This is a genomic window from Actinomycetospora sp. NBRC 106375 (genome assembly GCF_030269665.1).
GTDB lineage: Bacteria > Actinomycetota > Actinomycetes > Mycobacteriales > Pseudonocardiaceae > Actinomycetospora.
Map to the genome: position 1 here is coordinate 88,291 of NZ_BSTS01000002.1, position 22,630 is coordinate 110,920.

General features: G+C 76.5%; 20 protein-coding genes. 2 read left to right on the forward strand and 18 right to left on the reverse strand.

The features are described from left to right. Positions 1–270: 270 nt before the first annotated feature. Entirely contained in the window at positions 271–555 is a 285-nt protein-coding gene (locus tag QSK03_RS03850) for a WhiB family transcriptional regulator (RefSeq protein WP_285648661.1), read from the forward strand. Positions 556–681: 126 nt separating this feature from the next. Here QSK03_RS03850 and groL read toward each other — a convergent pair whose 3' ends face one another. From groL to glmS, 9 genes are all read right to left on the reverse strand, one after another. Continuing rightward, positions 682–2,313, reverse strand: a complete 1,632-nt coding sequence (gene groL / locus QSK03_RS03855; RefSeq protein WP_285648662.1) for a chaperonin GroEL — start codon at positions 2,311–2,313, stop codon at positions 682–684. A 90-nt stretch (positions 2,314–2,403) separates the two neighbouring features. After that, entirely contained in the window at positions 2,404–2,700 is a 297-nt protein-coding gene (gene groES, locus QSK03_RS03860; protein WP_502872123.1) for a co-chaperone GroES, read from the reverse strand. Positions 2,701–2,847: 147 nt separating this feature from the next. Then, a complete protein-coding gene (gene rimI, locus QSK03_RS03865) occupies positions 2,848–3,390 on the reverse strand; it encodes a ribosomal protein S18-alanine N-acetyltransferase (protein WP_502872124.1) in 543 nt (180 codons plus the stop codon). After that, positions 3,387–4,118 carry a tRNA (adenosine(37)-N6)-threonylcarbamoyltransferase complex dimerization subunit type 1 TsaB gene (gene tsaB, locus QSK03_RS03870; RefSeq protein ID WP_285648664.1) on the reverse strand — a complete coding sequence of 244 codons (732 nt, stop codon included), beginning with the start codon at positions 4,116–4,118 and terminating at the stop codon, positions 3,387–3,389. The genes rimI and tsaB overlap by 4 nt, the downstream gene beginning before the upstream one ends. 10 nt (positions 4,119–4,128) lie before the next feature. Further along, positions 4,129–4,656, reverse strand: a complete 528-nt coding sequence (gene tsaE / locus QSK03_RS03875) for a tRNA (adenosine(37)-N6)-threonylcarbamoyltransferase complex ATPase subunit type 1 TsaE (RefSeq protein WP_502872125.1) — start codon at positions 4,654–4,656, stop codon at positions 4,129–4,131. Between the two features lie 8 nt (positions 4,657–4,664). Continuing rightward, positions 4,665–5,855, reverse strand: a complete 1,191-nt coding sequence (locus tag QSK03_RS03880; protein WP_285648665.1) for an alpha/beta fold hydrolase — start codon at positions 5,853–5,855, stop codon at positions 4,665–4,667. Further along, positions 5,852–6,997, reverse strand: a complete 1,146-nt coding sequence (gene alr, locus QSK03_RS03885; protein ID WP_285648666.1) for an alanine racemase — start codon at positions 6,995–6,997, stop codon at positions 5,852–5,854. Before alr ends, QSK03_RS03880 begins: the two co-directional genes overlap by 4 nt. Then, positions 6,994–8,448 carry an NAD(P)H-hydrate dehydratase gene (locus QSK03_RS03890; RefSeq protein WP_285648667.1) on the reverse strand — a complete coding sequence of 485 codons (1,455 nt, stop codon included), beginning with the start codon at positions 8,446–8,448 and terminating at the stop codon, positions 6,994–6,996. Before QSK03_RS03890 ends, alr begins: the two co-directional genes overlap by 4 nt. A 68-nt stretch (positions 8,449–8,516) precedes the next feature. After that, a complete protein-coding gene (glmS, locus tag QSK03_RS03895) occupies positions 8,517–10,403 on the reverse strand; it encodes a glutamine--fructose-6-phosphate transaminase (isomerizing) (RefSeq protein WP_285648668.1) in 1,887 nt (628 codons plus the stop codon). A 114-nt stretch (positions 10,404–10,517) separates the two neighbouring features. Here glmS and QSK03_RS03900 point away from each other — a divergent pair, with 114 nt between their 5' ends. Beyond that, on the forward strand, positions 10,518–11,399 hold the full coding sequence (locus QSK03_RS03900) for a dienelactone hydrolase family protein (protein ID WP_285648669.1): 882 nt from the start codon (positions 10,518–10,520) through the stop codon (positions 11,397–11,399). On the opposite strand, the gene QSK03_RS03905 is transcribed toward QSK03_RS03900, so the two are convergent. The 9 genes from QSK03_RS03905 to eccCa all read right to left on the reverse strand — a co-directional run bounded on the left by QSK03_RS03905 (position 11,371) and on the right by eccCa (position 22,480). Then, positions 11,371–12,132 (reverse strand): hypothetical protein, encoded by a 762-nt coding sequence (locus QSK03_RS03905; protein WP_285648670.1) that lies wholly within the window; start codon positions 12,130–12,132, stop codon positions 11,371–11,373. The genes QSK03_RS03900 and QSK03_RS03905 overlap by 29 nt on opposite strands. Beyond that, a complete protein-coding gene (locus QSK03_RS03910) occupies positions 12,129–12,515 on the reverse strand; it encodes a hypothetical protein (RefSeq protein ID WP_285648671.1) in 387 nt (128 codons plus the stop codon). The genes QSK03_RS03905 and QSK03_RS03910 overlap by 4 nt, the downstream gene beginning before the upstream one ends. Before the next feature lie 268 nt (positions 12,516–12,783). Beyond that, a complete protein-coding gene (gene glmM, locus QSK03_RS03915; RefSeq protein WP_285648672.1) occupies positions 12,784–14,199 on the reverse strand; it encodes a phosphoglucosamine mutase in 1,416 nt (471 codons plus the stop codon). Then, a complete protein-coding gene (gene rpsI, locus QSK03_RS03920) occupies positions 14,199–14,804 on the reverse strand; it encodes a 30S ribosomal protein S9 (RefSeq protein WP_502872134.1) in 606 nt (201 codons plus the stop codon). Before rpsI ends, glmM begins: the two co-directional genes overlap by 1 nt. A gap of 77 nt (positions 14,805–14,881) precedes the next feature. Next, positions 14,882–15,325, reverse strand: coding sequence for a 50S ribosomal protein L13 (gene rplM / locus QSK03_RS03925; protein ID WP_274280628.1), 444 nt, complete (start codon positions 15,323–15,325; stop codon positions 14,882–14,884). Positions 15,326–15,467: 142 nt separating this feature from the next. Continuing rightward, complete coding sequence (locus QSK03_RS03930) at positions 15,468–15,752, reverse strand: WXG100 family type VII secretion target (RefSeq protein WP_285648674.1); 285 nt, start codon at positions 15,750–15,752, stop codon at positions 15,468–15,470. 26 nt (positions 15,753–15,778) lie between these two features. Beyond that, positions 15,779–16,162, reverse strand: coding sequence for a WXG100 family type VII secretion target (locus tag QSK03_RS03935; protein WP_285648675.1), 384 nt, complete (start codon positions 16,160–16,162; stop codon positions 15,779–15,781). 91 nt (positions 16,163–16,253) lie between these two features. Then, positions 16,254–18,380 carry a type VII secretion-associated protein gene (locus tag QSK03_RS03940; protein ID WP_285648676.1) on the reverse strand — a complete coding sequence of 709 codons (2,127 nt, stop codon included), beginning with the start codon at positions 18,378–18,380 and terminating at the stop codon, positions 16,254–16,256. After that, complete coding sequence (gene eccCa / locus QSK03_RS03945) at positions 18,377–22,480, reverse strand: type VII secretion protein EccCa (RefSeq protein ID WP_285648677.1); 4,104 nt, start codon at positions 22,478–22,480, stop codon at positions 18,377–18,379. Before eccCa ends, QSK03_RS03940 begins: the two co-directional genes overlap by 4 nt. Positions 22,481–22,630 lie beyond the last annotated feature (150 nt).

A 22,630-nucleotide genomic window follows, 5' to 3' on the forward strand; every position in this document is an offset into this window, starting at 1 on the left:
GATCGGAGCCGAATCGGCAAGCACCCCGACATGTAGGGGGACACCCGACGCGCCGAACGGTGCGACGAACGATGCGGGATGGCGCACGTCGCATGCCCTGGACGGCTTGTGCACAACCGCCATAGGGTCCATCGCGGTGGTCGCGGTGCGCGCAACAGTGCGCACCCAGAGTCACGGCCACCGGAGCACGGGCGCAACGCGGCCGATCGGTGTCCGACCGGGACGTGCGCGCCGACGGACCCGCGGGTCCTCGCGACGTGGAGGTGGCGCATGGCGGACGTCCGCCGGCTTCCCGGACCCAACGCCGACATCTGGGACTGGCAGCGCCTCGGGGCCTGCCGGGGGATGGACAGCGCGTTCTTCTTCCACCCGGACGGCGAGCGGGGCCCCGCGCGCGCCCACCGCGAGCGCCGCGCGAAGGCCGTCTGCCGCGACTGTCCGGTCGTCGAGCCCTGCCGTCGCCACGCCATCGCCGCCGGCGAGCCCTACGGCATCTGGGGCGGCATGTCCGAGTCCGAGCGCGTGGCGGCCGCGACCGGCCGTCCCCGCCGGTAGCGCCCCGCCGGTAGCGCCCCGCCCCTGGACGAACGAACGGCGCTCCCGCTGCTTCGGAAGCAGCGAGAGCGCCGTTCGTGTCCTCGGGGTCCGGGCGATCAGCCGCCCGGCGGCGCCCTCACGGTCTCAGTGACCGTGCCCGTGGCCGTGCCCGTGGCCTCCGGCCGCGGCGGCCGGCTCCTCCTCCTCGGGCTTGTCGACCACGGCGCTCTCGGTCGTCAGGACCATGCGCGCGATCGAGGTGGCGTTCTCCAGGGCGGAGCGCGTCACCTTGACCGGGTCGATGATCCCGGCGGCCATGAGGTCGCCGTAGGTCTCGCTCGCGGCGTCGTAGCCGGTGCCCCAGCCCGACTCCGCGACCCGGGCGCTGACCACGGCGCCCTCGAGACCCGCGTTGTGCGCGATGGCGCGCAGCGGCGCCTGGAGCGCCCGGCGGACCAGGGCCACGCCGGTGGCCTCGTCGCCGGTGCGGCCGAGGTTGCCGTCGAGCTCGGCCGCGGCGTGCAGCAGCGCGCTGCCCCCGCCGGGCACGATGCCCTCCTCCACCGCCGCACGGGTGGCGGCGATGGCGTCCTCGATCCGGTGCTTGCGCTCCTTCATCTCGGTCTCGGTGGCCGCACCGACCTTGATGACGGCGACACCGCCCGAGAGCTTCGCGAGACGCTCCTGGAGCTTCTCGCGGTCCCAGTCGGAGTCGGTCTCCTCGATCTCCCGCCGGATCTGGGCGATGCGGGCGTCCACCGTCTCGCGGCGCCCGCCGCCCTCGACGAGGGTGGTGGCGTCCTTGGTGACGACCGCGCGACGGGCGGTGCCGAGCACCTCGGTGCCGACCTCGGACAGCTTGATGCCGACCTCGGGGTTGATGACCGTCGCGCCGGTGGCCGCCGCGAGGTCGTCCAGGAACGCCTTGCGACGGTCGCCGAAGAACGGCGCCTTGACCGCGGCGACCTTCACCGTCTTGCGGATCGAGTTCACCACGAGCGTCGACAGGGCCTCGGCCTCGACGTCCTCGGCGACGATGAGGAGCGGCTTGCCCGACTCGACGGCCTTCTCCAGCAGCGGGAGCAGGTCCTGGATGGAGCTGATCTTCTCGCGGTTCAGGAGGATCTGCGTGTCCTCGAGCACCGCCTCCATCGAGTCGTTGTCGGTGACGAAGTAGGGCGAGATGTAGCCCTTGTCGAACTGGAGGCCCTCGGTGACCTCCAGCTCGGTCACCAGGGTCGAGGCCTCCTCGACCGTGATGACGCCGTCCTCGCCGACCTTCTCCATGGCCTCGCCGATGAGGTCGCCGATGGTCTGGTCGCGCGAGGCGACCGCACCGACGGCGGCGATGCCCTGACGGCCGTCGACCGGGGTGGCCTTCGCGCGCAGGGTCTCGGTGATCTTCTCGGTGGCGGCGACCATGCCCGCGCCCAGCGCCGTCGGGTTCGCCCCGGCGGCGAGGTTGCGCAGGCCCTCGGAGACGAGGGCCTGGGCCAGCACGGTGGCCGTCGTGGTGCCGTCGCCGGCGACGTCGTTGGTCTTCGTCGCGACGTTCTTCGCCAGCTGGGCACCGAGGTTCTCGAACGGGTCGTCGAGCTCGATCTCGCGGGCAATGGTGACACCGTCGTTGGTGATCGTCGGACCACCGAACTTCTTCTCCAGCACGACGTGGCGCCCCCGGGGTCCGAGGGTCACCGTGACCGCGCCGGCCAGCTGGTCGACGCCGCGCTCGAGAGCACGGCGGGCGGTCTCGTCGAAGGTGATCTGCTTGGGCACGTACTTCCTTCCTGGGTCCGCGAACGACGCCGCCCCGGTGCCCCGTGGGGCCACCCGGGGCGGCGATCGATGTGCGTGCGCGGGCCGGTCCTAGTTGACGACCGCCAGCACGTCGCGGGAGGAGAGGATCAGGTAGTCCTGACCGTTGTACTTGACCTCGGTGCCGCCGTACTTCGAGAAGATGACGACGTCGCCCACGGCGACGTCGAGCGGGATGCGGTTCCCGTTGTCGTCCACGCGACCCGGGCCGACGGCGAGGACCTTGCCCTCCTGGGGCTTCTCCTTCGCCGTGTCCGGGATGACGATGCCGGACGCGGTCGTGGTCTCGGCCTCGCTGGCCTCCACCACGAGCTTGTCCTCGAGCGGCTTGATGTTCACGCTGGCCACGTCGGTGACCTCCACCTGTCTGGGGTCGGAGCGATTTCCGCTGATCTCGGCTTCACGACACCGGCGGGCCCGCCCCGTCGTCGCGGGTGCCGGAGCGGCCGTCGATGCCGTGCTGATTGGCACTCTAGCGCCGAGAGTGCCAAGGCATCAACGAGGGGCGGCCGCGGGCGGGTCGGCCGATCGGACCGGGCCGGGCCGGCGCCGCATCGTGTACGCGTCCGCGCCCGAGGCGTAGTAACGGCGCCGGGTGCCGACGACCTCGAACCCGGTCGCACGGTACAGCCGACGGGCCGGTGCGTTGTCGGTGCGGACCTCGAGGTACGTGGTCGCGCCGATGTCGTCGGCCGCGGCGAGCAGCCGGTCGAGCAGGGCGCGCCCGACGCCCCGCCCCTGGCAGGCCGGGTCGACCCCGATCGTGTGGATCTCGGCCTCCGCCTGCTGGCCGAGCCGCCCGGGCAGCAGCGCCACGCCGCCGTAGCCGACCAGCCGGTCGCCGTCGCGGGCGGCGAGGTAGCGGTGTCCCGCCCGCAGCTCCTCGCGGAAGGCCCGCGCGCTCCAGGGGTCGTCGCCCGGGAAGAGGATCGCCTCGAGCTCGGCACAGCGGTCGGCGTCGTCGGGGGTGAGCGCGTCGAGGACGACACCGGAGATCGATCGTCCGGCTCCGCTGCGCTCCGCGTCCGGGGCGGTCACGGCGCGGCCCGGGTGACGGCCTTCGGGGCGCCGGGCGGGACGGCGTCGGGGCGGCGCAGGTAGAGGGGCACGAGCGGTCCGGGGACGTCGCCGGCACGCAGGGCGGGCGCGGCCACCGCGACGAGTCCCGCGGGTGTCGGGCCTGGGGCGCCGGGGGCCCCGCCGACCTTCTCGGCGGCGTCGCCCAGCACGACGTCGACCCGGCCGAGGTCCCCCTCCGGCCCGATCCGCGCGGCCAGCTCGTCGGGGCGGACGACCTCGGGGCCGTGGGTGCGCACGCCGTCCGCCAGCAGGCTCCAGTAGACCTCGCGGCGGCGGGCGTCGGTCACGACGAGCACGGAGCCCGCCGCCCCGACCGCGAGCGCGTCGTGGGTGGGCACGCCGTGCACCGGGATCCCCAGCGCGTCACCCATCGCCGCCGCGGTCACGAGCCCGACGCGCAGCCCGGTGAACGGGCCGGGGCCGACGCCCGCGACGACGGCGTCGAGGTCGGCGCGCGTGCGGCCGGCCCCGGCGAGGGCGTCGGCGATCGCCGGCGCCAGCAGCTCGGCGTGCGCCCGGGCGCCCTCGCCGTCGCGGGCGGCCAGGGTGCGCGGCGGCGGGAGACGCAGCATCGAGGGGAGCACGCCGATAGGGGAGCTCGACCCGGAGGACCCGCCGGCGTCGGGCAGCTCCACCACGCCCGCGGTGATCCGGGCGGTGGCGGTGTCGAGGGCCAGCACGAGCACGGGGACGACCCTACGGATCCCCGCCGACGAGCCGCGCCGGGCCGTGCAGCAGCGCCTCGCGCACCTCGTCGCCGCCGGACCGGTCCAGCCGCACCAGCAGGTGCTCGGTGGCCAGGTGCTCGGCCACGCCCTCGCCCCACTCGACGACGACGGCGGCGCGGGTCAGATCGGTGTCGAGGTCCAGGTCGTCGAGCTGGGCCGTGACCTCGTCCGGGTCGGGCTCGACCGCGGTCCCCACGCCGAGCCGGTAGGCGTCGACGTGCACGAGGACGACGCCGCGGCCGCCGAGGGCCGCGGGCAGGGGTGGGTGCTCGCGGGCGATGACGAAGGTGGGCGACGTGACCGGCCCTTCGACCCCGAGGCCCTCCCCGATGCCGGCGGCGAGGCACGTCTTGCCGGCGCCGAGGGGACCGGAGAGCACGACCAGGTCGCCGGGGGCGAGCCGGGCGCCGATGTCGCGGCCGAGCGCGGCGGTGTCGGCGGCGGTGGGCAGGACGACGCGGCGGTCGGTGGTGACGCTGGGCACGGGGCTCGGCACGGGGCCGATCATGCCCGGCGGCGCGGACGGCGTAGGCCGCGGCGCGGGCGCTCGCCGCCCGCGGAGCGGCCGGGACGCAGGCGGCGCAGGACCTGGCTGCGGTGGGTGCAGCGGCGCAGCAGCTCGAGCAGCGCCGCGTCGAACTCCCCCGGCTGCTCGAGCATGGCCATGTGCCCGGCGCCCTCGAGCGGCACGAGCTCGGCGTGCGAGATCTCCGCGGCGATGAGCTCGGAGTGCTCGTAGGGGATCATCCGGTCGCGGGTGCCGCCCGCGACCAGCACCTCGCACTGGGACAGCCCGGCGAGCGCCGCGCGGCGGTCGTGGGTGGACAGGGTGTTGGCGAACGAGGTCAGCGCGTCCAGCGGGGTCGCCGCGATCGTCCGGTCGACGAGGTCGACCAGCGCCGGGTCGGTGGAACGGTCGCCGAACGAGAGCCCCTGGACGAACGCCCACATGACGTTGCTGCCCATGCGCCGCACACGGTCCGCGAGCGCCGGCTGCCAGTGCGCGATCCGTCCGAGCACGTTGACCGTCGGGTTGCGGTGGGACAGCACCGCCTGCTTGAGGCCCCCGGCCATGACGTCGCCGGCCGACGTGCAGACCAGCGCGACCCCCGCGACCCGCTCCCGGAACAGCCGCGGGTTGCGCTCGGCGAGCGCCATGATCGTCATCCCGCCCATGGAGTGCCCAACGAGCACGACCGGTCCCTCGGGCACCACGGCCCGCAGGATCGCGTCGAGGTCGGCCCCGAGCTGGGCGATCGTGCACGACCGCGCGGGGGCCTGCGCGGACCGGCCGTGGCGGCGCTGGTCGTAGACGACGGTGCGCACCGCGGGCTCGGTGAGCTCGGAGAGCATGCGGCGCTGGAAGTGCCAGCACCGGCGGTCCAGGGCGAACCCGTGGACCAGGACCACGGTCAGCTCCGGCTTCGCCCCCGGGGTGACGGGCGGGATCTCCTCGACCGAGAGCCGGACGCCGTCGTCGGCGGCCACGGACGACTCGCGCCCGGGCGGCAGCAGCCCCAGCTCCGAGGGATGGGCCTTCTCCTCCTCGGAGAGCCGCTCACGCTGGCGCAGGATACGGGAGCGGGCCCGGCCCGCGCCGACCGCGCCCGCGGCGGCCGCGCCGCCGAGCACGGCGCCGGCGACGGCGCCCGCGACCCCGCCGGGCGAGATCCGGTGCTCCCGGTTCTCGGTCACGACCGCGTCCGCGTCACCCGGGGGCGACAGCCCACACCGGTCACGACCTCGTAGTGGATGGTGTCGAGCCAGCCCGCCCACTCGGACGCCGTGGGCTCGCCGTCGTCGCCCGGCCCGAACAGCACGACCTCGTCACCGGGGGAGACCGCGGGCACGTCACCGTCGGCCGGGCCCAGGTCGACGACCACCTGGTCCATGCACACGCGGCCGACGACCGGTCGACGTCGATCGGCGAGCTGCACCGTCATCGTCCCTCCGAGCCGTCGCGGCACGCCGTCGGCGTATCCCGTCGGCACGAGGGCCAGTACCCGGTCGTCGGGTGCGGTCCACTCGTGACCGTACGAGACACCCTCTCCCGCGGCGACGCGTTTGACCAGCGCGAGCCGCGTGCGGAACGTCATCGCCGGGCGCAGACCGTGACGGTCCGGGGCGTCGAGCGGGTCGAGCCCGTAGACCGCGATCCCGGGCCGGACGAGGTCGAGGTGCAGGTCCGGACGGGTGAGGGTGGCCGCGGAGTTCGCGAGGTGGCGCCACGGGCGCGGGCCGCCGAGGGTCTCGGCGGCCGCGCGCCACGCGTCGTCGAGGCGCTTCGACTGGACGTCGATCGTCGGGTGCGCGGGCGCGTCGGCGTGCGCGAGGTGTGACCAGACGGCGGCCACCTCGACGTCGCCCGCGGCGCGCGCGTCCTCCACGGCGGCGAGCAGGTCGCCCCACGCCGCGGGCGGGCACCCATTGCGGCTGAGCCCCGTGTCGATCTTGAGATGGATGCGCGCGGGGCGCCCGGCCCGCCGGGCCCCGGCGGCGACGCCGTCGAGCTCGGCGCGCGACGACACCCCGAGGTCGACCTCGTCGGCCACGGCGGGCGCGAAGTCCTCGTCGGGCAGGTGCAGCCACGACAGCACGGGCGCCCCGACACCGGCGGCCCGCAGCTCGGCGGCCTCGTCCAGGGTGCAGACACCGAGCCAGGTGGCGCCGGACGCGAGGGCGGTGCGGGCGACGTCCACCGCGCCGTGGCCGTAGCCGTCGGCCTTGACCACCGCCATGGTCGCGGCGCCGGAGGCGCGGGCGAGCCCGGCGAGCAGGCCGACGTTGTGGGCCAGCGCGTCGTGGTCGACGTGGGCCTCGGCGCGGGGTCTCGTCACTCTCTGACCTCCCGGATCGCCCGCGACAGGGCCTGCGCGACGTTCGACGCCGGCACCGGCGCACCGGGCCCGTCGGCCGCGCCCGCGCCGATGTCGGCGGCCCGCGCGTGGACGAACGCGGCGCAGCCGCCGGCCCACCAGGGCTCGAGGCCGGCGGCGAGCAGCGCGCCCGCGACCCCCGAGAGCACGTCGCCCGAGCCCGCCGTCGCGAGCCAGGCGCTGCCGGCGGGGTGCACGAGCACGCGGCCGTCGGGGGCGGCGACGACCGTGGCGTTGCCCTTGAGCAGCACGGTGACGCCGAGGTCGGCGGCGGCGCGCCGGGCGGAGTCGACGCGGTCGTCGCCGAGCTCGGCGACGCGGGCGAACTCCCCGGCGTGCGGGGTGATCAGCACGGGCGCGCCGGCGGCCTTCTCGCGGAGCTCGCGGTGCCGGCCCAGGAGCGTCACCGCGTCGGCGTCGGCGAGCACGGGCAGGCCGGCGTCGAGGACCTCGGCGAGCGTGGCGGAGCCGGCGTCGTCGGTGCCCAGCCCCGGGCCGACGACCCAGGCCTGCACGCGCCCGGCCTCGCCGACGGTGTCGGTGGCCACGACCTCGGGCCACGCCGCCCGCACCTCGTCGGCGGCGCTGCCCGCGTAGCGGACCATCCCGCTCGTGGCCAGGGCCGCGGCGCCGCTCGCCAGGACCGCGGCGCCCGGGTAGGTCCGCGAGCCGGCCGCGATCCCGACCACGCCCTGGGTGTACTTGTCGTCGCCGGGGCCCGGCACGGGCCAGCGCCGGCCGACGTCGGCAGCGGCGAGGACCCGCACCGGTGCCGGCGGCAGCTCAGGGCGCAGGCCGATGTCGATGAGCGTCACCGGCCCGCAGCGGGGCGCCGCCAGGACGTGGACGGGCTTGCGGGCGCCGAAGGTGACGGTGAGCGCGGCCTGGACCGCGTCGTCTCCGGGGACGCCGGTCAGCGGGTCGACGCCGCTGGGGGTGTCCACGGCGAGGACCGGGACCCGGGCCGTCGCCGCCGCGGCCGCCAGGGTTGCCGCCTCGGGGCGCAGCCCCCCGCGCGCGCCGGTGCCGACGATCGCGTCGAGCACGAGGTCGGCGCGCTCGACGGCGACGACGCCGCCCTCGGGGTCGGTGACGATCCGGCCCTTCTGCTTCCGCAGGGCGGCGAGGCCTGCGGGGTGCGCGCGGTCGGGGCTCAGCAGCACCGCGGTGACCGCGACGCCGCGACGGCGCAGCTCGTAGCCGGCCCAGAGTCCGTCGCCGCCGTTGTTGCCCGCGCCGGCCAGCACCACGACCCGGCGCCCGGTGACCCCGCCGGTGCGGCGCTCCAGCTCCGCCAGCGCGACCTGGGCGACGCCGCGGGCCGCGCGGCGCATGAGCGCGCCCTCCGGCGTCCGCGCCAGCACGGGCTCCTCGGCGGCCCGCACCTGCTCGGGCGTCCAGACGCCGTACAAGCGTGCTCCCTCCGCCCCATGTGAGCAGTGGGCGACCCTATGAGGGCGCCAACTGCTCACATACCCACCTACTCGACCGTGACCGACTTCGCGAGGTTGCGGGGCTTGTCGACGTCGTAGCCGCGGGAGCGGGCGACCTCGGCGGCGAAGACCTGCAGCGGGACGCTCGCGACCAGCGGCTGGATCAGCGTCGACACCGACGGCACCTCGATGAGGTGCTCGGCGAACGGCCGCACGGTCTCGTCGCCCTCCTCCGCCACGACGATCGTGCGGGCCCCGCGGGCCTGGATCTCGCGGATGTTGGAGAGCAGCTTCTGGTGCAGGATCGCGCGGCCCTTCGGCGAGGGCATGACGACGACCACGGGGAGGCCCTGCTCGATCAGCGCGATCGGGCCGTGCTTGAGCTCGCCCGCCGCGAAGCCCTCGGCGTGCATGTAGGCGAGCTCCTTGAGCTTGAGCGCGCCCTCGAGGGCCACCGGGAAGCCGACGTGGCGCCCGAGGAACAGCACCGCCTTGGACTGCGCGAGCTCGCGCGCGAGCGCGCGGGTCGGCTCGACGACGGCCTCGAGTACCCGCGCCACCGCGTCGGTGCTCGACTCCAGCTCGGCGTACTCGCGCGCCACCTCGTCGGCGTACTTCGTGCCGAAGGTCTGCGCGAGCGCGAGGCCCACGAGGTAGCAGGCGATCACCTGCGCGGTGAACGTCTTGGTCGCCGCGACCCCGACCTCCGGGCCGGCGTGGGTGTAGAGCACGGCGTCGGACTCCCGCGGGATCTGGGCGCCGTTGGTGTTGCAGATCGCCAGCACGCGCGCCTTCTGCTCGCGGGCGTGCCGCACCGCCTCGAGCGTGTCCGCGGTCTCGCCGGACTGGGAGATCGCGACGACGAGCGTCGAGCGGTCGAGGACCGGGTCGCGGTAGCGGAACTCGCTGGCGACCTCGACCTCGACCGGGATGCGGCACCAGTGCTCGATCGCGTACTTGGCGAGCAGGCCCGCGTGGTACGCGGTGCCGCAGGCGACGACGAACACCTTGTCGATGTCGCGCAGCTCCTGGTCGGACAGGCGCTGCTCGTCGAGCACGACCCGGCCGTCGACGAGGTGTCCACGCAGGGTGTCCGCAAGGGCGGTCGGCTGCTCCTCGATCTCCTTGAGCATGAAGAAGTCGTGGCCGCCCTTCTCGGCGGCCTCGATGTCCCAGTCGACGTGGAAGGGACGGGTCTTCGCGGTCTCGCCGTGGAAGTCGGTGACCACCGCGCCCTCGGGCGTGAGGGTGACGATCTGGTCCTGCCCGAGCTCCACCGCGTCGCGGGTGTGGTCGATGAACGCGGCCACGTCCGAGGCCACGAACATCTCGCCCTGCCCCACGCCGACGACCAGCGGCGACGAACGGCGCGCGGCCACGATCTCGTCGGGGCGCTCGGCGTGAGTGAAGACCAGCGTGAACGCGCCCTGGAGACGGGCGACGACCGCCCGCACGGCCGCGGTCAGCCCGGCGTCCGGATCGGCGGCGAAGGCCCGGGCCAGGAGGTGCGCCGCGACCTCGGTGTCGGTGTCGCTGGTCAGCTCGACGCCCTCGGCCTCGAGCTCGGCCCGCAGCGCGGCGAAGTTCTCGATGATCCCGTTGTGGACGACCGCGACCCGGCCGGTGGCGTCGGTGTGGGGGTGGGCGTTGCGGTCGGTCGGCGGCCCGTGCGTCGCCCAGCGGGTGTGGCCCATCCCGGTGGTGGCACGCAGCGCAGCGGAGCTGCCAGATGCAGTGCCGGCCACCCCGTCGTCCGGCAGCACCGCGACGAGGTTGTCGAGCGGTCCGGCCGCGCGGTGCACCTCGAGACCGCCCTTGCCGTCCGCCACGGCGACCCCGGCGGAGTCGTATCCCCGGTACTCCAGGCGCCGCAGCCCGTTGACGAGGACCTCCTGGGCCGGACGCCAACCGACGTATCCCACGATGCCGCACACGAGCCTCAGGGTAACGAGAGCGTTCCGGCGCTCCGTCCGCCCGCCATCCGGAGGACAGGACGGGGGCGGGTCACGACGGGCCGCGACCGTCCGCCTCCGCTAGGTTCCCGGGCCATGGCGAGCGTGATCCCCGGCAAGGCCCTGGCGCCGAAGGCGCTGGTCGCCGAGCTGTCGAAGCCCGGCCCGTACCCGGTGCTGCGCGGTGAGCTCGCCCTGGTGGGCCTGCCGGGCGTCGTGTTCGCCCCGCAGACGGGCACCGGCCTGCCCGCCGTGGCGTTCGCGCACGACTGGCTCCAGCCCGCCGCCCGCTACCTCGGCCTGCTGCGTCACCTGGCGTCCTGGGGCATCGTCGCGGCCGCGCCGGACACCCAGCGCGGCCCGTTCGGGTCCCACCGCGCCCTCGCCCACGACCTGCGCACCGCGCTCGGCATCTGCTCCGGGGTGCGTCTCGGCGGCACGGCCCGCGGCGCGGCGGTGAGCGTCGACCCCGGCAAGCTCGGCGTCGCCGGGCACGGGATGGGCGCCGGGTCGGCCGTGCTCGCCGCCGCGGTGCCGGCCACCGACACCCGCGTGCAGGCGGTCGGCGAGCCGTACTGGGAGGTCGGCCACGGCGTCGCGCTCCAGGCGGTCGCGACGATCGCAGTCACCGACACGCGGCCCTCGGCGGTCGAGGCGGCCCGCGCCGTGCACCTGCCGGGCATGCACCTCGGCTTCGGCAAGGACCTCGTCTCGCCGCCCGGCGCCGGCGCGGAGCTGCTCGACAAAGCCTGGGCGGGCGAGTCGTCGCTGCGCACGGTGAAGAAGGCCACCCACCTCGGGCTGCTCGAGGGCCGGCACTGGTCAGACGTCCTGCTCGACGGCAAGGGCGAACCCGCGACGCGCACGCTGGTGCGCGCGCTGCTGACCGGCTTCCTGCTGGACCGCCTCGGCGGTGATTCCCGCTACGCCGCGGCGTTCGACGGCGCGGTCAAGGGGACCGAGGTCCACTCCGCCTGACCGCCGCACCGGACGCGCTGCCGGCGGCGAGCCGCTCCCGGACCCGCGCCCCGGCCTCGCGCCCGGCCGTCCGGCTGCGGCGGGCGGCCGCGAGGAACACCGCCAGCCGCTCCTCGAGGTCGGCCGCCCACGTCCGCAGCGGCCGCTCCACCGACGGGTCGGTACGCACCGCGGCGAGCATCGCGTCGACCTGGGCCGGGTGCAGCCCGCCGACGGGGTCGGCCGGGCGGACCGCGGCGGCGCCGGCGGCCAGGTCGCGCACCGCGGCGGCCACCTGCCCCGCGGCGGCCTCGAAGACGTCGGCGGTGTCCCCGAGCTCGGCGACCAGCCCGTGCGCGGACCGCGCGAGCGCGGACACCCGCTGCTGCACGGCGTCGGCGGACGGCCCCGCCCACGTGTCCCAGAGCGGCCCGAGGTCCTCGGCGGTGTCGATGTGCTGGCGGCGCACCAGCGTCACGGCCTCGCGCAGCGCGTCGGCCTGCCCGGCGAGCGCCGCGGGGTCGGGCAGGTCGCGGGCGTCGGTCCCGGCGCGCGCGACGGTCGCGGGGTCGGTGTCCGGACCCGACGGGACGCCCCGCCAGCGTGGCGGCAGCGCGGCCCAGCGCGACAGCCCGCCGGTGAGGACCCCGACCGCGGCGTCGACCGCGGCGAGGAGGGCGGCGCGGGGCGGTCCCGCGACGTCGACCGGACCGGCCGCGGGGACGAGCCGGAGCGGGCGGTCGGGCCCGGTCACCCGAGGCTGCGCGGGCCGGGACGGGGCGCGGTGCCCGGGTCGGTGCCGGCGGACGGGGAGCCGGGATGCTCGGCCCCGGCGGCCGCGAGGTGCTCGGCGAGGGCGTCGACCTCGCCGGCGTGCGCGCGGAGCAGGGCCACCGCGGAGAGGGTGCCGTCGCCGGGCTCCTCGCCCGAGATCCCGCCCGGCGCCCCGCCCGCGCCGACGCTGAGCCGGTCGGCGAGACGGTGCAGGTCGCGGGCGCGGCCCGTGACGGCCTCGACGACCTCGGGGAGGTCGGCGGGCGAGCCCTCGGCCTCGTCGGTGAGGTCGGCGTCGGCGTCGACACCGGCGAGGAGGTCGTCGATCGGGGCAGCGCCGCGGGCGGGCGGGAACGAGTCCATCCGCGTCCTCCGCATCCGGCCCGCGCTGGCGCGGGACACCCACCGACGTCCTCGTCCCGCCCCCGGTCGGCCGGTGGACCGACGTGGTGCCAGGACCGCGGGACCACCGTCAGGTTAACGCCTGGCGGCGGGGCCGGGGGCCGGAACCCGGTACCGCCACGACCGGAGACGGCGATCGGCACCGTGGCGGCGCCCGCCGTCACCACCGTCGCCACTCGGCGTCGCGGACCGGTCGCACAGCGCAGCCGACCCGGCCCTCGGGACCGTCTCAGCGGACGGCGGACACCAGCCCGGCGAGGCGGTCGGCGACCTCGCCCGCGATCTCCTGGGTCGGGGCCTCGACCATGACCCGCACGAGCTGCTCGGTGCCGGAGGGGCGCAGGAGCACCCGGCCGCGGCCCGCGAGCTCGGCCTCGGCCTCGGCCACCGCGTCGGTGACCGCGGGGGACGCGCCGACCGCGGTCTTGTCGACCACGGGCACGTTGACCAGCACCTGCGGGAGCCGGGTCATGACCCCGGCGAGCTCGCCGAGCGTCCGCCCGCTCTGCGCGATCCGGGCCATCAGGCGCAGCGCGGTGAGCAGGCCGTCGCCGGTCGTGGCGTGGCCCGGCAGCACGACGTGCCCGGACTGCTCGCCGCCGAGGGAGAAGCCGCCGGCGCGCAGCTCCTCGAGGACGTAGCGGTCGCCCACGGCCGTCGTGCGCAGCGAGACCCCGGCCTCGTCCATGGCGAGGTGGAGCCCGAGGTTGCTCATGACGGTGACGACGAGCGTGCCGTCGGCGAGCTCGCCGCGCTCGAGGAGGTCGAGCGCGAGGATCGCGAGGATCTGGTCGCCGTCGACGACGCTGCCGTCGGCGGCCACCGCGAGGCACCGGTCGGCGTCGCCGTCGTGGGCGATGCCGAGGTCCGCGCCGTGCTCGACGACGGCACGGGCGAGCACGTCCATGTGCGTGGAGCCGACGCCGTCGTTGATGTTCCAGCCGTCGGGCTCGGCGTGCAGCGGCGTGACCCGGGCCCCGGCCGCCGCGTAGGCCCGCGGGGCCGCGGCCGACGCGGCGCCGTGCGCGCAGTCGACGACGACGTGCAGGCCCCGCAGCGGGGTCGGTGTGGCGCCCGCGAGGTGGGCGACGTAGCGCTCGAGGGCGTCGGGGACGTCGCGCACCCGGCCGATGTCCCGGCCGGTGGGCCGGGCCGTGGCGCCGATCGGGGCCCCGCTGTCGGCGGCGCGCACGTGCGCCTCGATCTCGTCCTCCACCGCGTCGGGCAGCTTGTGGCCGCCGGCGGCGAAGAGCTTGATGCCGTTGTCGGGCATCGGGTTGTGCGACGCGGAGATCATGACGCCGAGGTCGGCATCGAACTCCCCGGTCAGGAACGCCACGGCGGGCGTCGGCAGGACACCGACGCGGAGCACGTCCGCGCCGGCCGCGCTGAGCCCGGCGGTGACCGCCGCCTCGAGCATCTCGCCGCTCGCGCGGGGGTCGCGGCCCACGACCGCGAGCGGACGCGTGGTCGCGCCCCGTCGACCCCCGGCGCGGGCGTGCTCGGCGAGTACACCCGCGGCCGCCGCGGAGACCGCGGTCGCCAACTCGGGCGAGAGGTCGGCGTTGGCCAGGCCCCGGACACCGTCGGTGCCGAAGAGTCGATGGGTCGGGCTCCGCTCCGCTGCGCCTCCCGAGCTCCCCATCAGCGCTTCGAGTACTGGGGCGCCTTCCGGGCCTTCTTCAGGCCGTACTTCTTGCGCTCCGTCGCCCGCGCGTCGCGGGTGAGGAAGCCGGCCTTCTTGAGGCCCGGACGGTCGTCCGGGTCGACCTCGACGAGGGCCCGGGCGAGGGCGAGGCGCAGGGCGCCCGCCTGGCCCGACGTGCCGCCGCCGGTGAGGGTGGCGTGGACGTCGAACTGCTCGGTGCGCTCGGTGGTGACCAGGGGCTCGCGGATGAGCTGCTGGTGCACCTTGTTCGGGAAGTACTCCTCGAACGCCTTCTTGTTGCACACGATGCGCCCGGTGCCGGAGACGAGGCGCACGCGCACGATCGCCTCCTTGCGGCGGCCCACGGTCTGCACGGGGCGGTCGATGGCGGCGAACACCGGCGCGGGGGCGGTGTCGCCGAAGACGTCGGCGTCCGTGTCCGTGTCGGCGTCCGTGTCGGCGTCCGTCTCGGCGTCCGTCTCGGCGTCGGTATCGCCGACCTCGACGTCGGCGAGGACCTCGCCGCCGTCCGCTGCGTCGTCCGCGGTGACTGGGTCATCCGTGGCGGAGACCGGGGTGCCGCCGACGGCGCCCTCGGGCAGGTCGGCCGCCTCGGCGAGCGTCTGCGCGGCGTCGTTGTCGGCGACCTCGGGCAGGTCGGTGGAGTCGTCGGGGCTGGTCACTGGCTCACCTGTCGAATCTCGTACGGCACCGGCTTCTGCGCGGCGTGGGGGTGCTCGGGGCCCGCGTAGACCTTGAGCTTGCTGCCCATGGCCCGGCCCAGCCGGTTCTTCGGGAGCATGCCCTTGATGGCCTTCTCGACCAGCCGCGCGGGGAAGCGCTCGAGCTCCTCGCCCACCGTGCGGGCCTTGAGTCCGCCCGGGTAGCCACTGTGGTGGTAGACGAAGCGGTCGTCGCGCTTGCTCCCGGTGAGGGCGATCTTCTCCGCGTTCACGATGATCACGAAGTCACCGGTGTCGACGTGCGGCGCGTACGTGGGCTTGTGCTTGCCCCGCAGCAGCGTGGCGCTCTGGCTGGCCAGGCGCCCGAGGACGACGTCGGACGCGTCGATGACGTGCCAGGCGCGATCGATGTCGCCTGGCTTCGGACTGAACGTGCGCACGGAAGCTACCTCGTCACGGACGGCTGGGCGGTTCGGCACGGGGGCCGACGTGTGTGGTCGAGCGGGCGCGGGCGTACACCGCGCAACGATCCTCCAGGGTACGCGTCCCCTCCCCCCCGCACCTCGACCACCCCCTCGGGCCTCAGGCGAACATGTTCCGCACCTGGTTCTCGGTGTTCTGGTAGTTGGCGTTGACCGCGCCCGTCCGCGTCCCGATCTGCGCGAGCAGGGCCTTCATGTCCTCCCACGACGTGCGGATCTGCTGCTGGCGCTGCCGGTAGAAGTCGGAGGCGGCGCCGTCCCAGACGCTCAGCTGGGCGATCGCGCCGTCGAGGTCGGCCAGTTCCTGCTCGATCGCCGACGCGCCGCGGGCGATGTTCGCCTGCGCCCCCTCGATCTCGCCGAACGACACCCGGATCTCGCTCATGAGGACTCCCTTCTCTCCCTGGTCGATCAGAGGTACTGGCCGAGGCCGCCGGCCTGCGGCGGCGTCGCGGCCCCGCCGCCGCTGCCGGCCGGACCGCCCGCACCGTCGGTGCCGCCGAGCTGGGCGAACGCCTGCCGGTTGTCCTCGTCCGAGGCGGCGTAGGTGCGCCCGGACCGGCCGACCTTCGCCGCGATCTCGTCGAGCGCGGTGTTGATGCGTGTCGCGTCCTCGTTCCACCGCACCATCAGCTGCTGGAACGCCGCCGAACCCTGACCCCGCCACGTCCCGGCCAGCGGCGCGAGCTGCGACTGCAGCGTGCCCATGTGGCCCTGCATGCCCTGCTTGATGTCCTGGATGCGGTGGGCGACGCCCAGCATCGCGTCGGTCTCGGTGCCGAACTGACCGGTCATCCGTCGCTCCCTCGTGTGCTCGGTGCGGATCGAGCATGACGACCGGCCGCGGGGCGTGGTGGCCGTTTGGGAGAACTCGCGGGGCGGCTCGTCAGCCGGCGGGCTCCAGCGTCTCCACCACCTGCGCGCAGGCCGCCAGCACCCGTCGGGCGTCCGCGTCGTCGGTGCCGTGGCGACAGCCGACGCTGACCATCGACGGTGGCGACAGCACGACGAACCAGTCGACCCGGACCCCCGGCGCCGGGTCCTGGCGGTAGCGGGCGACGTCGCGCCCGCCGAGCTCGGCCTGCGGCTCGTAGCCGGACACGGGGTCCCCGGCGGCGCGGGCGGCCTCGTACTGGGAGGCGAGCTGCGCGCGGGCCCGGTCCGGGTCCGCGGCGGCCGCGGGGTCGAGCGGGTTCTCCTGGACGGCCACGAGGTCGGTGCCGCGCGGGGCCCCCTGCGGACGCAGCAGGACCCGGCGGGCCGCCGCGTCGCCGCCCGCGGTGACCCAGCCCAGGGGCGCGACGAAGGTCTGGCCGCCGACGACGGTCGGCGTGCCGGCCGGGCCGCGCAGCGCACGGGCGCCGAGCACCACGCCGGTGACGAGCGCGACCACCGCCAGCAGCGCCACCACGACCGCCCCGACGCCGACCCGGCCGCGGGCGGGCGAGGGGGGGCGGGGGCGGCGGGCCGGCAGGCGGCGGCTCCCGGGGTCGACCTCGCGGACCTCCGTGTCCTCCTCGGCGCCCGGGTCGGCGCGCCGGACCCGGCGGACCGGCAGGAGCGCCTGCGATCCCGGCGCCGTGGGCGTCAGCCAGGCCGGGGTGTCGCCGGGGGCGCCGAGATCCTCGGTGATCTCGGCGTCCGTGATCTCCGCGTCCGTGATCTCCGCGTCCGTGACCTCCGCGTCCGTGACCTCCGCGGCCCGGGCGACGGGCGGCAGCGGAGCCGTCGGCGAGTCGAGCAGCGGGCCGGGCGGCCGGTGCCACCCCGCCGTCCCCGCCGTCTCCCCCACGGCACCGGCCGCGGCGCCGAGCGCGGCACCCGCCACGGCCGCTCCCCCGGCGCGGAGTTCCGACGCCGCCCCGACGGTCTCCCCGCGCCGGGCCGCCTCGTCCTCGCGCGCCGCGACCAGCGCGCCGTGGGCGACGACCAGCCGCGGTTCCGGCGCCACGGTGGCCGGCACGCCCAGCTCCCGGTGGACGAGCGCGGCGAGCAGCGGGATCCGGGCGCCGCCGCCGGTGAGCCACACGCCGTCGAGGTGCTCGGGCCCGGCGCCCGCGTCGGCGAGGGTGTCGGCGAGCAGGTCGACCACGCCGCGCAGCGCCGGGCGGAGCACCTCGGTGAGCTCGCCGCGCGACAGCCACGCCGCGGTCGTGCGCCCGGGGAGCGGCACCGCGGCCTGCTCGGCGTCGGAGAGCTGCTCCTTGGCGGCGCGCACGTCGTCGAGCAGCACCTGCCGGTGGCGGCGGTCGGCGAGCGTGGTGGCGGCGACGACCTCGCGGATCCGGTCCGCCTCGCGGCGTTCCTCGGGGTCGGTGGTGAACGGGTCGTCCGACAGCGCGGTCAGCAGGTGCCCGAGCAGCAGCTCGTCGGCGTCGTCGCCCCCGAAGCGGCCGTCCTCGCGCCGGGCGAGCAGCCGGGCGCCGCCGCAGCGGCCCGCGGCCGGGGCGAGCACGGCGGCCGCCGCGCCGCGGGCACCGAGGTCGAGCACGGCGAGCGACCGGCCCGGGGACGCCGACGACGCCGGGCGCATCCATGCCGCGTAGGCGGCGACGGCGACGGGTGCGGGCAGCAGCGTGAGCTCCTCGGCGAGCCCGGACCCGCCCCGGCGCAGCACCTCGCGGCGTCCGGCGTCCCAGCCGGCCGGGTGGGTCAGGACGAGGTGGCGCGGACGCCCGCCCCGCAGCAGGGGGCCGGCGCGGGCCAGGACGCCGGCGAGCACCGCACCCCAGGCCTCGGCCACCCCGACCACGCGCGTGCCGAGCAGCAGGTCGGGCTCGTCGACCCGCAGCCGCGGCGTCGGCTCGTAGCGCGAGGGGTCCGTGGGCGCGAGCCGGCGGGCGGCCGCCCCGGCGACCAGTCCCGTCCCGTCGGCCGGCGCGAACACCGCGGCGAGGTCGACCGGCAGGTCCGCGGGGTCGACCTGAGCGACCGGGACGGGCGGCGCGACGTCGACCGCGGCGGCCACCGTCGTGACCCCCAGGTCGATCGCGACCGCCGGTGCGTCGCTCACGGCTCGTCGGCGCCCGCGGGATCGGCACGGGCCGGGGCGGTGATCGGCGGGTCCGGGGCCCGCCACCCGACCTGCACGAGGCGCTCCCCGTGGCGCCGGCCGACGAGCCAGCCACGCCCGGGCGGCTGCGGACCGGGCCGCACGGTGCCCAGCAGCACGCCCTCGTCGCGGCTGCCGCTCATGACGATCCCCGGCGAGCTCAGCTCGCGCAGCCGGGCCAGCACCGGCTCGAACATCGCCCGGGAGGCCCCGCCCGTGCGCCGGGCGACGACCAGGTGCAGGCCGACGTCGCGGGCCTGCGGGAGGAGGTCGAGCAGCACCGCCAGCGGGTTGGTGCCCGCCCCGGCGACGAGGTCGTAGTCGTCGACGAGGACGAAGACGTCGGGTCCCGTCCACCACGACCGGGCGCGCAGCTGTTCCGGGGTGACGTCCGGGCCGGGCAGCCGGCGCTGCAGCGACTCGACGAGCTCGCCGAGCGCCCGGGCCAGCGCGGGTGCCGAGGACGTGTAGGAGATGAGGTGCTCGCTCGCGACGGCCCCGAGCAGGGAGCGCCGGTAGTCGACGATCACGAGCCGCGCCTGCTCGGGCCGGTACCGGGCGACGATCTGGTGGGCGAGGCCCCGCAGCAGCGCGGTCTTGCCCGACTCGGCGTCGGCGTAGCAGACGAAGTGCGGGTCGGCGGCCACGTCGAGCAGCACGGGCGCGAGCCGGTCCTCCGAGAGCCCCAGCGGCAGCAGGTGCGGCGGGCCGTCCTCGGGGCCGGGCAGCGACTCCACCCCGACCCGTTCGGGCAGCAGCCGCACCCGGGGCGCGCCGGTGCCGCCCCACGCGGCGGCGACGCGCGCGACGAGCTCGCCGGTGGCGCGGCCGAGGTCGGCGGTGTCGGCGACCCCGTCGAGGCGCGGGAGCGCGGTGAGCACGTGCAGCTTCTCCGGGGAGAGCCCGCGGCCCGGGCGGCCGGCCGGCACGAGGGCGGCGACGCGGCGATCGACCTCGGACTCCGACGGGTCGCCGAGGCGCAGCTCGAACCGGGTGCCGAGGAGGTCCTTGAGCGCCGGCCGCAGCTCGGCCCAGCGGCTGGCCGCGATGACGACGTGCACGCCGTACGACAGGCCGCCGGTCGCCAGGGAGATCACCGACTGCTCGAGCTGCTCGTGCTCGGTGCGGAACGCGTGCCAGCCGTCGACGACGAGGAAGACGTCGCCGAGCATGTCGCTGCCGCCGGTGCCGGGCGCCAGCTCGCCGCGGCGGCGCCGGGCCCGCAGCTCGGCCATCGACTCCACCCCGGCCTCGCGGAACCACCGCTCGCGGCCCGCGAGCAGGCCCGCGACCTCGGCGACGGTGCGGCGCACCAGGTCCGGCTCGCCCCGGCCCGCCACGGCGCCGACGTGCGGCAGACCGGCGAGCCCCGCGAGCGTGCCGCCGCCGAGGTCGACCGCGTAGAACTGCACCTCGGCGGGGGTGTGGGTCAGCGCCGCCGACGCGACCAGCGTGCGCAGCAGCGTCGACTTGCCCGACTGCGGGCCGCCCGCCACCACGACGTGCCCCGCGGCGCCCGCGAGCTCGGCCCACAGCACGTCGCGGCGCTGGTCGTAGGGGCGGTCGACGATCCCCACCGGCACCGCGAGCTCCCCGTTGGCCGGGAAGCCCGCGGCGGTGAGGCCGCGGTCGGCGGTCGCGGACAGCGGCGGCAGCAGCGCGTCCAGCGTCGCCGGATCGGCCAGCGGCGGCAGCCACACCTCGTGCGCAGGCGGGCCCTGCCCGCGCAGCCGTTCGACGACGACGTCGAGCACCGAGGGCGTGCCCCCGGCGCCGCGCGGCACCGACGGGCCGTGGGGACCGATCACGGCCGGCGGACCGGGCCGACCGTCCCCGTCGGGCGCGGCGTCGAGCACCGTCGGCGCCGCCGGCTCCACCCAGTGCGCGGTGAACGGTCGCGGGCGCATCTCGCGCGGCAGCGGCGAGGGGTCGGGCGCGACCCGCTCCGCGGCCCGGTACGGCGCGGACACGTAGCCGGCCTTGAACCGCGTCATCGTCGACGACTCGATCTTGAGGTACCCGGAGCCCGGGACCGGCGGCAGCTCCGCGGCGTCGGGCACGCCGAGGACCGCGCGGGAGTCGGCCGCCGAGAACGTCTTGAGCCCGATCCGGTAGGACAGGTGCGAGTCGAGCCCGCGCAGGCGGCCCTCCTCGAGGCGCTGCGAGGCCAGCAGCAGGTGCATCTGCAGCGACCGGCCGAGCCGCCCGATCGCCACGAACAGCTCGGCGAAGTCGGGCTTCTGGCTCAGCAGCTCGGAGAACTCGTCGACGACGACGAACAGCGTCGGCAGCGGCTCGAGCGCCGCCCCGTTCGCGCGGCGACGCTCGTACTCGGTGACGTTCGCGAGGTTGCCGGCCGCGCGGAGCTTCTCCTGGCGGCGCTGCATCTCCCCGGCCAGCGCGTCCTGCATCCGGTCGACGAGGCCCAGGTCGTCGGCGAGGTTGGTGATCACCGCCGCGACGTGCGGGGCCTCGGCGAGGCCCGCGAACGTCGCGCCGCCCTTGAAGTCGACGAGCACGAGGTTGAGCGCCTCGGACGAGTGCGTCGTGATCAGCCCGAGGACCAGGGTTCGCAAGAGCTCCGACTTGCCCGACCCGGTCGCGCCGACGCAGAGCCCGTGCGGGCCCATGCCCTCCTGCGCGGCCTCCTTGATGTCGAGCTCCACCGGCTCGCCGTCGGCCGACACCGCGAACGGCACGCGCAGGCGGTCGTGCACCGGGCGCGGCCGCCACGCGGCGGCGACGTCGAAGGTGTCCGGCTCGCCGTCGACCCCGAGCAGCTCGAGGATCCCGGGGCTGGTCAGCAGCGGCTCGTCGTCGCCGGCGGCGACGGCCGGGGTGCGGCACGGCGCGAGGCGGCGCGCGAGCGCCTCGGCCTCCGCCGCGCCGAGGGTGTCGGGACGCCCGAACCACTCCACGCCCTGCCGGCCGACCGCCCCGATCCGGCCCCCGGCGCCGTCCCCGCCCTCGCCCGGCTCGAGCACGAGCCCCAGCCCGCGCCGGGAGGTCAGCGTGCCGAGGGCGTCGGAGAGGTCGACGACGGTGACGCCCGCGAGGCCCTCGGCGAGCACGATCTGCTCGTCGAGCGTGACCTCGGCGTCCTCGAGCACGACCATGACGTGCCGGGTGTCGGCGGCGGGCGCCGCACCGCGCGTGAACCGGCCGCGTCCCGCGAGCTCCGGGGCGAGCCACGACTCGACCGCGGCCAGCGAGGACGCCACCATCCGGACCGGCCCCGCGCCGTCGGACAGCCGGGGGTGCGCCAGGTGCGGCAGCCACTTGACCCACTCCCACGCCGCCCGGGCGGGCCCGGTCGCGGCGACCGCGACCACGAGGTCGTCCGGGCTGTGGAACGTCACGAGCTGCGCGACGAGCGCGCGGACGAGCCCGCGTCGCGCCGCGGTGTCGGCGCCGGTGACGCCGACGGACGCGAAGGCGCGCAGGGAGACCGCCGTCGGCAGGTCCGGGACGATCGAGTGGGTGCGCACGAACCGGCGCAGGGCGACGGTCGCGACGGGCTCGAGGTCGTCGACGGGGCCGGTCTGCGGCGGGACGAGGCCGGTGGCGAGGCGCTGCGAGCCGCGCCCCACGCGCACGTGGGCGAAGTCCGCGTCGGCGGGCCGGCGCTCCCACATCCGCGGGCCGCGGGCGAGGCCGACGAGCGCCGACGGGTCGGGGTGGCTCCACTCGAGGGCGCGACGCTGGTCGGCGGCGGTGTCGCGGGCCCGCCGCCGCATCTGCGCGAGGTAGCGCAGGTAGTCCTTGCGGTCCTCGTCGGCCTCCGCGCGCCGCTGCCCGCCGCCGCGCGTCGCCCCGCCCGCGACCATGCCGAGCGTGGAGAGCGCGAACATCCCGCCGAACAGCCACGACGTCGGGTTGTCGACGCCGATGACCACGATGAAGCCAAGGGAGCCCACCACCATGAGCAGCGGCAACAGCCGCAGCAGGGGCGACGTCGGCACGGCGCGGGGGATCTCGGGCGGGGCCTCGAGGTGGATCTCCCCGGACGGCACCTCGGGGGGAGCCAGGCGCGCGGCGCGCCGGAAGACCCGAGTGCCCACCGGTCGTCCCCCAATCCTGGCGATCACCCCACTCGGCCCCGACCGTCCGGCCATACTAAGGAGCCACGGCGCCCGCCGGGTCCGTCTCGGACGAACAGCCCAGAGGTGCCCGACGGAGATCCGGTGAGCACGCCCGTCACGGGGAGGAGC